The 11,548-nt window shown below is 62.4% G+C and carries 13 protein-coding genes; 6 read left to right on the top strand and 7 right to left on the bottom strand.

The genetic code is table 11. From position 1 onward, the window contains the following. Positions 1 to 18 precede the first annotated feature (18 nt). Positions 19 to 1,059, bottom strand: a complete 1,041-nt coding sequence (locus tag ACGYLD_RS00445) for an NADP-dependent oxidoreductase (protein WP_394400545.1) — start codon at positions 1,057 to 1,059, stop codon at positions 19 to 21. A gap of 167 nt (positions 1,060 to 1,226) precedes the next feature. On the opposite strand from ACGYLD_RS00445, the gene ACGYLD_RS00450 reads away from it, so the two are divergent. Continuing rightward, positions 1,227 to 2,012 (top strand): inositol monophosphatase family protein, encoded by a 786-nt coding sequence (locus tag ACGYLD_RS00450; protein WP_067264836.1) that lies wholly within the window; start codon positions 1,227 to 1,229, stop codon positions 2,010 to 2,012. Here the strand turns inward: ACGYLD_RS00450 and ACGYLD_RS00455 are convergent, their stop codons facing one another. After that, positions 2,013 to 2,303, bottom strand: a complete 291-nt coding sequence (locus ACGYLD_RS00455; protein ID WP_271691728.1) for a DUF6476 family protein — start codon at positions 2,301 to 2,303, stop codon at positions 2,013 to 2,015. Between ACGYLD_RS00455 and ACGYLD_RS00460 the strand changes: the two genes are divergently transcribed. Further along, positions 2,302 to 3,348: an RluA family pseudouridine synthase gene (locus ACGYLD_RS00460; protein ID WP_271691727.1), complete on the top strand. Its 1,047-nt coding sequence runs from the start codon at positions 2,302 to 2,304 to the stop codon at positions 3,346 to 3,348. The two genes, ACGYLD_RS00455 and ACGYLD_RS00460, sit on opposite strands and share 2 nt — an antisense overlap. A 173-nt stretch (positions 3,349 to 3,521) precedes the next feature. Then, complete coding sequence (rpoH, locus tag ACGYLD_RS00465) at positions 3,522 to 4,418, top strand: RNA polymerase sigma factor RpoH (protein WP_394400549.1); 897 nt, start codon at positions 3,522 to 3,524, stop codon at positions 4,416 to 4,418. A 56-nt stretch (positions 4,419 to 4,474) separates the two neighbouring features. Here rpoH and ACGYLD_RS00470 read toward each other — a convergent pair whose 3' ends face one another. Next, positions 4,475 to 5,110 (bottom strand): GntR family transcriptional regulator, encoded by a 636-nt coding sequence (locus tag ACGYLD_RS00470; RefSeq protein ID WP_271691726.1) that lies wholly within the window; start codon positions 5,108 to 5,110, stop codon positions 4,475 to 4,477. An 87-nt stretch (positions 5,111 to 5,197) separates the two neighbouring features. Here ACGYLD_RS00470 and ACGYLD_RS00475 point away from each other — a divergent pair, with 87 nt between their 5' ends. The 3 genes from ACGYLD_RS00475 (at position 5,198) to ACGYLD_RS00485 (ending at position 6,782) form a co-directional block, all read left to right on the top strand. Beyond that, positions 5,198 to 5,758: a hypothetical protein gene (locus ACGYLD_RS00475; protein WP_271691724.1), complete on the top strand. Its 561-nt coding sequence runs from the start codon at positions 5,198 to 5,200 to the stop codon at positions 5,756 to 5,758. A 202-nt stretch (positions 5,759 to 5,960) separates the two neighbouring features. Beyond that, positions 5,961 to 6,347, top strand: coding sequence for a hypothetical protein (locus ACGYLD_RS00480; RefSeq protein ID WP_271691722.1), 387 nt, complete (start codon positions 5,961 to 5,963; stop codon positions 6,345 to 6,347). 165 nt (positions 6,348 to 6,512) lie between these two features. Next, on the top strand, positions 6,513 to 6,782 hold the full coding sequence (locus ACGYLD_RS00485; RefSeq protein ID WP_067262455.1) for a DksA/TraR family C4-type zinc finger protein: 270 nt from the start codon (positions 6,513 to 6,515) through the stop codon (positions 6,780 to 6,782). Positions 6,783 to 6,784: 2 nt separating this feature from the next. On the opposite strand, the gene ACGYLD_RS00490 is transcribed toward ACGYLD_RS00485, so the two are convergent. The 4 genes from ACGYLD_RS00490 to ACGYLD_RS00505 are packed head-to-tail and all read right to left on the bottom strand — an operon-like array spanning position 6,785 to position 11,503. Further along, positions 6,785 to 7,027 (bottom strand): hypothetical protein, encoded by a 243-nt coding sequence (locus ACGYLD_RS00490; RefSeq protein ID WP_067262457.1) that lies wholly within the window; start codon positions 7,025 to 7,027, stop codon positions 6,785 to 6,787. Next, complete coding sequence (locus ACGYLD_RS00495) at positions 7,027 to 8,847, bottom strand: M3 family oligoendopeptidase (protein ID WP_271691721.1); 1,821 nt, start codon at positions 8,845 to 8,847, stop codon at positions 7,027 to 7,029. The genes ACGYLD_RS00490 and ACGYLD_RS00495 overlap by 1 nt, the downstream gene beginning before the upstream one ends. A 56-nt stretch (positions 8,848 to 8,903) precedes the next feature. Next, positions 8,904 to 10,502 carry an ATP-dependent DNA ligase gene (locus tag ACGYLD_RS00500; protein WP_271691720.1) on the bottom strand — a complete coding sequence of 533 codons (1,599 nt, stop codon included), beginning with the start codon at positions 10,500 to 10,502 and terminating at the stop codon, positions 8,904 to 8,906. After that, positions 10,499 to 11,503, bottom strand: a complete 1,005-nt coding sequence (locus ACGYLD_RS00505; protein ID WP_271691719.1) for a ligase-associated DNA damage response exonuclease — start codon at positions 11,501 to 11,503, stop codon at positions 10,499 to 10,501. Before ACGYLD_RS00505 ends, ACGYLD_RS00500 begins: the two co-directional genes overlap by 4 nt. Positions 11,504 to 11,548 lie beyond the last annotated feature (45 nt).

The raw sequence follows: 11,548 nt of genomic DNA on the forward strand, positions 1-11,548 counted from the left end.
AACGACGCATTTCAACGTTTACTTCACCTTAACGATGGCCTTGCCGGTGTTCCCGCCATTCAGCATGTCGATGAAGGCCTGCGGCGCATTCTCCAGCCCTTCGGTGATGTCCTCTTTCACCTTCACGCGGCCATCGGCGACCATTGGGGCCACTTCGCGTTGAAACTTCGGCATCTGGTCCCAGTGGTTCGAGATGATGAAGCCGCGCACGGTGAGGAAGTTCACCAAAATCGTGCGCCATAGCCGCGGCGCGGTGAGGCCAGCGCCTTCGGCATCGGCACCCAGTCCGCCCGCGTTATACCATGCGATCATGCCGCAAAGCGGGATCCGGCCATGGGGGTTCATCAGCGGCAGCACCGCGTCCAGCACCTTGCCGCCGACGTTTTCGTAATAGATATCAATGCCATCCGGTGCGGCCTCTTTCAGGGCGGTGCGCAGGGATTTGGCATCGTCATAGGCGCGGTGATCAAGGCAGACGTCAAAGCCGAAATCGCGGGTGGCGATCTCGCATTTCTCGGCTCCGCCTGCGATGCCCACAGTGCGCAGCCCTTTGGCCTTGGCCAACTGCCCTACGATCGAGCCGACGGGGCCGGTGGCGGCGGCCACGACGAGGGTCTCGCCCTCTTTAGGCTGGCCGATGTCGTTCAAACCGTACCAGCCGGTCAGGCCGGGCATGCCCAGCACGCCGAGCGAGGCGGTGATCGGCACGCCTTCGGCATCGACCTTCTGACACTGTTTCGCCGGGGCGACGCCATGGGTGGCCCAGCCGAATGCGCCAAAGGCAAAGTCGCCCTCGGCAAAGCTGGGGTCATTGGAGGCGATCACTTTGCCCACACTGCCGCCTTCCATCAGCCCGCCGATGGGCACAGGATCGGCATAGGATTTGGCATCGTCCATCCGGCCCCGCATGTATGGGTCGAGCGACATGTAATGCACTTCGACCAGAATTTCGCCGTCGCCCGGCTGCGGGATATCCGCGCTTTCAAGGCGGAAGTTCTCGGGCGTGGGTGCGCCATCGGGGCGGGAGGCGAGGACGATTCTCTGCATCTGGTCGGACATGGGGTTTCCTTCGTGCTGGTTGCTACAGCGTCCAAGGTGTTCCCTCGCGCTCTGAATGCAACCCGTGAGGCGCGCAAGAATCAATAAGCGGTGCAGGTTTCTGCCCCCTTGGCAATTGCGCTCTTGCGCCCTATACGTCCCGCCTTATCCATCAAAGGGCGCGAACAATGATCGGCAGTGCGAATCTCAACATCATGATCAAGGCGGCACGCAAAGCGGGGCGTGCATTGGTCAAGGATTTCCGCGAGGTCGAGAACCTTCAGGTCTCGGTCAAGGGCGCGGGCGATTTCGTGACCAAGGCCGATATCGGCGCCGAGAAGATTATCAAAGACGACCTCATGGGCGCGCGTCCGACCTATGGCTGGCTGGCCGAAGAGGGAGGCGAGGAAGAGGGCCAAGACCCGACCCGCCGCTGGATCGTCGACCCGCTGGATGGCACGACGAACTTTCTGCACGGTCTGCCGCATTGGGCCATCTCCATCGCGTTGGAGCATAAGGGCGAGATCGTTGCCGGTGTGGTCTTTGACCCCGCCAAGGACGAAATGTTTTTTGCCGAGAAAGGCACCGGCGCTTGGATGAACGAAGGGCGCCTGCGGGTTTCGGGCCGTCACCGTATGATCGAGTCGATCTTTGCCACAGGTCTGCCTTTCGGGGGCCGTGCCGATCTGCCTGAAACGCTCAAGGATTTGGGCCGCCTGCTGCCCGTCTGCGCCGGTGTGCGCCGCTGGGGCGCGGCATCGCTCGATCTCGCCTATGTCGCCTCGGGCCGTTACGATGGCTTCTGGGAGCGTCGTCTGAAGCCATGGGATGTGGCCGCGGGCATGTTGATCGTCAAAGAGGCTGGTGGCCTTGTCGAGCCGATCCGCCCTGAGCGCAACATCCTGCAACATGGTGAGATCATCTGCGCGAACGAGCCGATCTATTCGACCTTCGCCAAAACGATCCGCGGCTGATTACTCGATCACGACCGTCTGGCGCAATGCGCCGGTCAGCTGGTCAAAGATCAGGATCTCATCCGCATCCGTCACCACCGCATACCAGCCGCGCCCCTGCGTAAACGCTTGGGCGCTGCTGCCATCGGGCAGGGTGATGCTGCGCGGCATGGTCGGGCCCTGATCGCTCAGGCGGGTGACAAGCACGAAGATCAGCACTAGAACCCCGCCAATCATCACGACGGTCAAGACCGTCACCATCCGCCGCAGAAACCGCAGGTTCGCCGGTTCATCAGGGTTGTCCGTGTCCATGTCTCACCGCCGTATTGATTTCATTCTGAACGATAGCCCGCCCGCCCGTCTTGATAAGGCGCTGGCCCGCGATGTGCCAGAGGAAGCGAACCTGTCGCGCACGCGGTTGGGCCGTTTGATCACCGAAGGCGCTGTCACGCTGGACGGTGTCGTGGTCCAAGACCCCCGCGCCAAAGTCGCCGAAGGGCAGGCGGTGCAGATCACGGTCGAAGAGGCGGCGGAAAGCCACATCCTGCCTGAGGACATCCCCCTTTCGGTGGTCTTTGAGGATGACGACCTGATCGTGATCGACAAACCCGCGGGCATGGTGGTGCACCCCGCGCCGGGCTCGCCCTCCGGCACCCTGGTCAACGCATTGCTGGCGCATTGCGGCGATGATCTCTCTGGTGTGGGCGGAATGAAACGGCCCGGCATCGTGCACCGGATCGACAAGGATACCACCGGCCTGCTCGTCGTCGCCAAATCTGATGCGGCGCATCACGGGCTGGCGGCGCAGTTCGAGAAACATACCGTAGAGCGTTATTACCAGACCCTCGTCTATGGGGTGCCGGATGCCAATGACCCGCGCCTGCGGGGCGTCAAAGGCGCGTCTTTCGAGGCGGGGAATATCCTGCGGATGACCACCCAACTGGCGCGGCACAAGACCGACCGCCAGCGGCAGGCGGTGCTGTTTCAAGGCGGGCGGCACGCGGTGACCCGTGCCCGCACGGTTGAGCGTTTCGGCACCCCGCCCGTACTGGCGCTGCTGGAATGCTGGCTTGAGACGGGGCGCACGCATCAAATCCGCGTGCATATGTCCCACGCGGGCCATGGTTTGGTGGGGGATGCGACCTATGGCGGGCGGCGCAAACTGGCCAAGACGGCCTTGCCTGAGGCCACCGCCGAAGCAATCCGTGCCTTCCCCCGCCAAGCGCTGCACGCTGCCGTTCTGGGGTTCGAACATCCGGTGACTGGTGAGAACCTGCGTTTCGAAGCACCGCTGCCGCCCGATATGGCGGCCCTGCTGGACCTGCTGCGCGACGGCCCCACCGCCACATCGGCGTGACCCCGCCGCCCCGCGGAACCGCCTAAGGATCGGTTACGTTTTGTCCACAGAAACTGTGCAGTCATGAACAAAAGCGTGAATGCTTCTGTCTTGAAAGCACGAAGGGGGCCGCCCATATTGCATGTTAAGCGAAATAACATAGGCCCCGATTAAACTGGGGAAAGGGACAAGACATGGCAAATTATGCAAATCTGCCCGCACCAACGCCCGAAGGCGGGCTGAACCGCTATATGCAAGAGATCCGCAAGTTCCCGCTGCTGGAGCCTGAGGAAGAATACATGCTGGCCAAACGCTGGGTCGAAGAGCAAGACACCGAAGCCGCGCATAAGATGGTCACCTCTCACCTGCGCCTCGCGGCGAAGATCGCGATGGGCTACCGCGGCTATGGATTGCCACAGTCCGAGGTGATCTCGGAAGCGAACGTCGGCCTGATGCAGGCGGTGAAACGTTTCGACCCTGAGAAGGGCTTCCGCCTTGCCACCTATGCGATGTGGTGGATTCGCGCCTCGATTCAGGAATATATCCTGCGGTCGTGGTCGCTGGTCAAGCTCGGCACAACCTCGGGTCAGAAAAAGCTGTTCTTCAACCTGCGTAAGGCCAAGAACAAGATCGGCGCGCTGGAAGAGGGCGATTTGCGCCCTGAAAACGTGAAAGAGATCGCGACCCAACTCGGCGTGACCGAAGATGAGGTCGTCTCCATGAACCGGCGGATGTCGGGCGGGGATGCCTCGCTCAACGCCACCGTCGGGTCCGAAGGCGAAGGCACGATGCAGTGGCAAGATTGGTTGGAGGACGAAGACGCCGACCAAGCGGGCGACTATGCGGAGCGTGACGAGCTGGAAACCCGGCGTGAGATGCTAGCAGAGGCTTTGGACGTGCTGAACGAGCGCGAGAAGGACATTCTGACCCAGCGTCGCCTGGCGGATGAGACGGTCACGCTCGAAGACCTCTCGGCGCAATACGATGTCAGCCGCGAGCGGATCCGCCAGATCGAAGTGCGCGCCTTCGAGAAGCTGCAAAAGCGGATGCGCGACTTGGCGAAGGAAAAGGGCATGTTGGCGGCCAGCTAACGGCTGATCCAGATGATGCAGAGGGCCCCGCTTCTTTGAAGCGGGGCTTTTCTTTATTAAATTCGGGGTTCGATGAGCTGGCTTTCGAGCCTTGCGACTTCTCCGAAACAGGCGCCGATCGTGCCCGACTGCATCGCCCGGGCAGCGGCTTGCAGCACCGCCCGCAGATGCACGATCTGAGGTTCCGGCGCGGTGTCGAAATCACGCAGGGACCATCTGATCAGCCGCCAATAGGCCGCGCGAAAGGCGTCGCTGAGGATCGGATTTTCGATCATCTCCGATAGGGCGTTCAAAAGCCGGGCGCGGATGTCGAAAAACGCCTCGGCATTGTCCAGCGGGGCGAGGTCCATCATGCCCAGAATCCCGGCGAGTGGCATGAAGTGCGCCGGTGGGGCGGGGGAGGGCGGTGCACATTTGCCGGCGGCTTCGATAATCGCCCCAGCCGCGCGAATGTCATTCGCGCGCATGGGCGCGTCCAAAGGGGTCACGACAGACCCTACGCCGGATTTCACGGCGATCATGCGTTCATAGGCCAAGCGTTGCAACGCTTGCCGAATGGGCGTGCGGGACACGCCGAAACGCTGGGCGAGGGCCACCTCATGCAGCATGCCGTCGGCGATGTTCCGGTTCAGGCAGATGTCCGTCCGAAGCGCTTCTGCAATCGCGGCGCAGGATTTGACTTGGGTAGACATTGCCCGGCATCCTTCGTCTGTTCGATTTTACCTATTTAACATGTATACAGGTGCTCCTGCCGTTACTCAAATTCTATGGATGTTTTTATGTCTCATGATGTGCCTTTCTTCGATCCTGAAGCGACCTCGATACGCGCTGTTATCCCCACGCCCCGCGGCGGGCATCTGGCGATGACGGGCTTTCCGGGGCTGTTGACCCATGTCGATGGCAGCGCTTACCTCGATCCTCAACAGATGCGGGAAACCTTGGAAGGCCTGCGCGCGGCTGGGGCGCGTGAGTTGCTGGTTCTTACCGAGGAGGTCGAGCTGTCTGACGGAGCTTTTCCCTTGATTTTAATGACTTCACAGTCTCTTGGCTTAAGGCTCTCTTTCGCGCCGATCGAAGATTTCAACGTCCCTTGCGATAGATTCTTAGCCGAATGGCCTGCACACCGGGTGCGTTTCGAGGCGGCGCTAGAAGCAGGAGAGACGGTTGCCCTTTCCTGCCAATACGGCGCGGGGCGCAGTGGGCTGATCGCGGCGTGGTTGCTGATCGGGGCCGGAATGCCCGCTGCGGAAGCCATCGCCTTGGTGCGCAGTCATTTCCCCGAAGCGATCGAAAACCGGCTTCAGGAGAACTGGCTGCTAGAGGTCGAAAAGGAGAGGTAGACCTCCCTTTCGCATAGGAAATGTGAATAAAGTTTGGCGAATTATACGTTCCCCCCCCATTGTCGGCAAGTTCTTGCCCCATTTCTGCCACAATTAAGCCCGACAACATGTATACAGGTTGGGCAAAAGCGGCACCTCAGAGAACGCAAAGGCCCATAGAAAGGGAAGATAAGCGACCAGACGATTAGGAAGAGGATCAGACATGCCAAGCTGCTCACCCGCGCCAGAAACACCCGGCCCCATCACGTCCCTCAATGCAGGTGACATTCTCCGCCGCAAACGCAGCTATGATCCCGTCACCATTGGTCACCCGTCCGATGAATGCCCCGTCACTCTTACCATCTGCGACGCCCGATTTCATAGTGTACATTATGCCCGCGACTTTGGCCGGGTCGAGGCGATGGTTGAAGTGACCTATACCTGCCATCCCGCCGCCATGCCGCAAAGGGTCTACCTGCGCACCAACGTTCCGCTGCGCCCTGCCGGCCAGCGACAAGAGCTTCGCCGACGGCTCATTCAAAGCGCCGTCACCCTGTCCACCCTGCTAAACTGCTTGAATGGAGGAGATACGACCCTGCGTGCTGCTTGACTCACAGCCCAATGCCTAGCAACTGCACCCCCTTTTGGGGGTGTTTATTTGTCTGCGCGCCCCATTTAATAAACCTTGGGGCGGGGGACATATCCCGGGTGAAGCCGTGACATGCCGCCGCTGCGCCCCATATCTCTGGAGTGAACCGCATAAGGAGGGCGCAACATGGCAGGTGGATGGACACGCGATGGCGCGGTGAGCGAGCAGATCGAAGCCTCCATTTCCGACGAACTGGCGCGGTTAAAAGCGCGCCGCGCGCCAGTGGGCGAGAGCCGCACCCATTGCGCGGAATGCGAAGAGCCGATTCCAGAGGCGCGGCGCATGGCGCTGCCGGGGGTAAAGCTTTGTATCGACTGCGTGCGGGAACGAGACGGGCAGGCGCAGATGCGCGGCGGAATTAATCGGCGTGGCTCGAAAGACAGCCAGTTGAAGTGACCTCAAGGCCGTTCTGCCCGCCGTCTGCGGCGAAGGGAGCGCCAGCGCCGAAATAGCCGCACATCCATCGCCGCCACCATGAGGCCAAGCGGCAGCATCCAGAATCCGAGGATCGGCAAGAACCCGAGGATGCCGCCACAGATGAGCAGCAGGCCGAGCGCAAATCTAAATCCGGGCGGCACCCGCCGTTGAATCCAGACAAAGAAGGGTGCGAACCTTTCTTTCATGCGCTCGGCGCGGGACATCAGTCCTCCATCGCTTCCAGTTCGTCGATCATGTCAGAGATCATCGACAGGCCCTTGTCCCAGAAAGCCGGGTCGCTGGCATCAAGGCCAAAGGGGGCGAGCAGCTCTTTGTGGTGCTTCGATCCGCCCGCTTTCAGCATGTCGAAATACTTCTCTTCAAAGCCCTCTTCACCTTCCGCGTAGACGGCGTAGAGCGCGTTCACGAGGCCGTCGCCGAAGGCATAGGCATAGACGTAGAAGGGCGAGTGCACGAAGTGCGGGATATAGGCCCAGAAGGTCTCGTAGCCCTCCATGTACTCGAACGCCGGCCCGAGGCTTTCGGCCTGAACGCTCATCCACAGCGCGTTGATGTCGTCGGGTGTCAGCTCCCCGCCGCGGCGCGCCTCGTGTAGTTTGCACTCAAAGTCATAGAAGGCGATCTGGCGCACGACCGTGTTGATCATGTCCTCGACCTTGCCCGCCAGCAGCACCTTACGCTCGGCTTGGGTCTGAGCCTTGTCGAGCATCTTGCGGAAGGTCAGCATTTCGCCGAAGACCGACGCCGTTTCGGCCAGTGTCAGCGGGGTGGAGGAGAGCATTTCGCCCTGATCGGCGGCCAGCACTTGGTGCACGCCGTGGCCCAGCTCATGCGCCAGTGTCATCACGTCGCGCGGTTTGCCGAGGTAGTTCAGCATCACGTAGGGGTGCACGTCCGTCACGGTGGGATGCGCGAAGGCCCCGGGCGCCTTGCCGGGTTTCACGCCCGCGTCGATCCAGCCCTTGGTGAAGAACGGCTTGGCCAGTTCGCCCATGCGCGGATCGAAGGCGTTGTAGGCCTCCATCACAGTCGCTTCGGCCTGCGCCCAGTCGACGACCTTGGGGTCTTCCATCGGCAGCGGCGCGTTGCGGTCCCAGACCTGCATCACATCAAGGCCCAGCCATTTGCGCTTGAGCTCATAATAGCGGTGGCTCAGCTTCGGATAGGCTTCGACCACGGCGTTGCGCAGGGCCTCGACGACCTCGGGTTCAACGTGGTTGCTGAGGTGACGGCCCGTCTGCGGCGTCTCCATACCGCGCCAGCGGTCGATGACCTCTTTCTCCTTCACTTGCGTGTTGTGCACCCGGGCGAAGGTGCGGATGTTGCGGCCGAGCACATTGGCCAGTTCCCGCGCACCCGCCTCGCGCTTGGCGCGGTCGGGGTCGGTCAGCAGGTTCAGCGTGCCTTCGATGTTCAGCGTCTCGCCCTCGACCTCGAACTCCAGCCCGGCGATGGTCTCATCGAACATGCGCTCCCATGCGTCGCCGACGACGCCGAGGTCGTGCAGGAACTTCTCCATCTCGTCCGACAGCTGGTAGGGCTTCATCGCGCGGATCCGGTCGAAGACGGGCTTGTAGCGCGCAAGGTCGGGGTTCTCGTCCAGCAGTTTGGCGAGGTGATCGTCAGGCAGCTTGTTGAGCTCCAGCGTGAAGAACACCAGCGGCGTGGTGTAATCGGTGATCTTCTCCTGCATGTCGGACATGAACTTGGCCCGGCCCGCGTCGGTGGTCTGCTGGTAGTAGCGCAGGCCCGCGAAGGACATAATGCGCCCGGCGACCTGATTGATCTTTTCGTTGCGCAGCACGCAGTCGAGCAGACCCTTGGCATCCAGCGTGGCCAGATTGCCTTCGTAATCGGCGGCGAAGCTGGCGCAGGCTTCCTCCAGCCAGTCGAGGTCGCGTTTCAATTCGGGCGCGTCTTCACTGGTATAGAGATCACTCAGATCCCATTCCGGCAGATCGCCAAGGTCTTTGCCCCCGGCGCTGGCGTTGGCATCGTGAAGCGGAAAGGGAAGCTGAAACATCGGTGTACCTCATTTGCGTTTCGTCACATCTATGCCTCCGGGCGGGCCGGAACAACCTATCCGTAGATGCGCAGCATTTCTTTCAGATCGTCGAGGGTGTTGGCCTCTTGCAGCGGCTTGTCCTTGCGCCAGCGCAGCATCCGCGGGAAGCGCAGGGCGACGCCGGATTTATGGCGCGGGCTGGGCTGGATGCCCTCGAAGGCGATCTCGAAGACATGGTGCGGCGTAACCTGCCGCACGGGGCCGAAGCGTTGCTGCGTGTTCTTGCGCACCCAAGCGGTGATCTGGCGGAACTCGGCGTCGGTGAGGCCGGAGTAGGCCTTGGTGAAGGGCACCAGATCGTTGCCGTTCCAGACCGCGAAGGTGAAATCGGTAAAGAGGTTCGCGCGGCGGCCCGAGCCTGATTGCGCGTAGATCATCACCGCGTCGATGGTCAGCGGGTCGAGCTTCCATTTCCACCAGTCGCCCTTCTTGCGGCCCGAAAGATAGGGGCTGTCGGCGCGTTTCAGCATCAGCCCCTCGGCCTGCGCCTCGCGCGCCGTTTCGCGCAGGGTGGCCAATTCGGCCCAATCAGTGAATTGGTGCTGGGGCGAGAGGCGGACGGGTGCGTCCTCGGGCAAATCGGCGGCGGCCTCTTCCAGCAGGGCGCGGCGCTCGGCGAAGGGGCGGTGGCGGATGTCTTCGCCCTGCCATTCCAGCAGGTCGTAGGCGTGCAGCACGACGGGGGCTTCCGTCAGCAGCTTCTTCGGTACGGTCTTGCGTCCGATGCGGGCTTGCAAAGCATTGAAGGAGGAGGGGAATTCCGCCCCCGGCTGCCAGACCAGCAATTCGCCGTCGAGCACGGTGCCCGGCGGCAGGTGATCGGCGGCACGGGCCAATTCGGGGAAACGGTCCGTCATCAACTCCTCACCGCGCGACCAGACGAAATAGTCGCCGTCGCGCAGGATGAGTTGGCCACGGATGCCGTCCCATTTCCACTCCGCCCGCCAGTCCTCAGGTTCGCCCAAGCCTTCCGGCCCGTCCTCAAGCGCATAAGCGAGGTAAAAGGGGTAGGGGCGCGAGGCGTCGGCGCTGGCGTCCTCGGCCTCGATCAGGCTGTGCCATGTGACGTCGTCGGGGTGCCAGTTGCCCATCAGGCGGTGCGCCATCTCCGCTTCGGGCCGGCCAGTGGCGCGCGAGAGGGCGCGGGTCATCAACTTCTGGCTGATGCCGATGCGAAAGCCGCCGGTGATGAGCTTGTTGAAGAGAAACCGCTCGGTGCCGCCGAGTTGCTGCCACGCCGAAAGCACGAATTCCTTGCGCGCCGCGTCGTCGACGTCTTTCAACTCGCGCAGGGCGTTGATCCAAGAGGTGAGTGTGCCGGTGTCCTCGCTCTCGACCGGGGGCAGGACCAGCGCGATGGTTTCGGCCAGATCGCCGACGATGGCGTAGCTATCCTCGAAGAGCCACAGCGGCACGCCGGAGGCCTCGGAGGCCCATTCGCGCAGTTTGGTCGTTGTGACCGCGCGTTTCGGGCGGCGGCCGGAGAAAAGCGCGACGGTCCAGAGGCGGTCATCCTCAACGGCACTGGTGAAATATTCGGCCAGCGCGGCGACCTTCACCGTGGTCTTGGTGGTCTGGTCGACGGCGTTGAAGAGGGCGGCGAAATCCTTCATTCGTTGTCGCCCCCGTCGCTGTCGAATTGTGTTGGAACAACTTCGGCGTGCCAGCCCTGATCGTTCAGGTAACGGGTGAAGATATCCGTGTAACCATGCGTGACATATATGTTTTCCGCCCCGGTCTCGCGGATTGCCCAGAGCAGCCCATGCCAATCCGCATGGTCCGAGATGACAAAGCCTCGATCCCCCGCGCGCCGCCTGCGCACCCCGCGCAGCGCCATCCAGCCCGAGGCGAAGGCGCTTTCCTGCGCGCCGAAGCGCCGCGCCCATTGGCTGCCGAGCGCGGAGGGCGGGGCCAGCACCAGCGCGCCGGGATGTTCCTTGGGGTTAAGCTCGGGCGTGACCAGCGTGGTCTCGGGCAGCGCGATGTCTTGGCCGCGCAGCACTTCGTTGGTGTTCTCCACCGTCGTATGGGTCAGGATCGGACCGATCTCGGGGTCAAGCATCGACAGAAGCCGCTGTGCTTTGCCCAGCGAATAGGCCCCGAGGAAGGCCGTCTTGCCCGCCGCCTTGCAGCCCGCCCACCAGTCGTTGATCTGCGCTGCCACCTCGGCCTGTGGGGCCCAGCGGAAGACCGGCAGGGCAAAGGTGCTCTCAGTGATGAAATGGTGGCAGCGGACGGGCTCGAAAGCCTCGGACATGCCATCGTCGATCACCTTGTAGTCGCCCGAGGCGACCCAAACCTCGCCACCGACCTCGACCCGGATTTGCGCGCTGCCCGGCACATGGCCCGCCGGGTGGAAGGAGACCGTGGCCCCGCCGATCTGGCGGCGCTCGCCATAGGCGATGCCCTCGACGGCGATCTCGCCCAGACGGTGGCGCATCACGGGCAGCGCGGCATGGGTGGCCAGATAGCTGCCCATCCCGTCGCGGGCGTGGTCGGCGTGGCCGTGGGTGATCAGCGCCCGGGCGACGGGGCGCCAGGGGTCGATGTAGAAATCACCGGCGGCGCAGTAGATGCCGTTTTCGGTGAAGCTGAGGACGGGTTCGCGTGTCATCCAAAGCAATCTAGGCGGCGCGGGCGGATTGCACAGGAAAATGAC

Source organism: Sulfitobacter sp. 1A12056 (assembly GCF_043558125.1).
GTDB lineage: Bacteria > Pseudomonadota > Alphaproteobacteria > Rhodobacterales > Rhodobacteraceae > Sulfitobacter > Sulfitobacter faviae.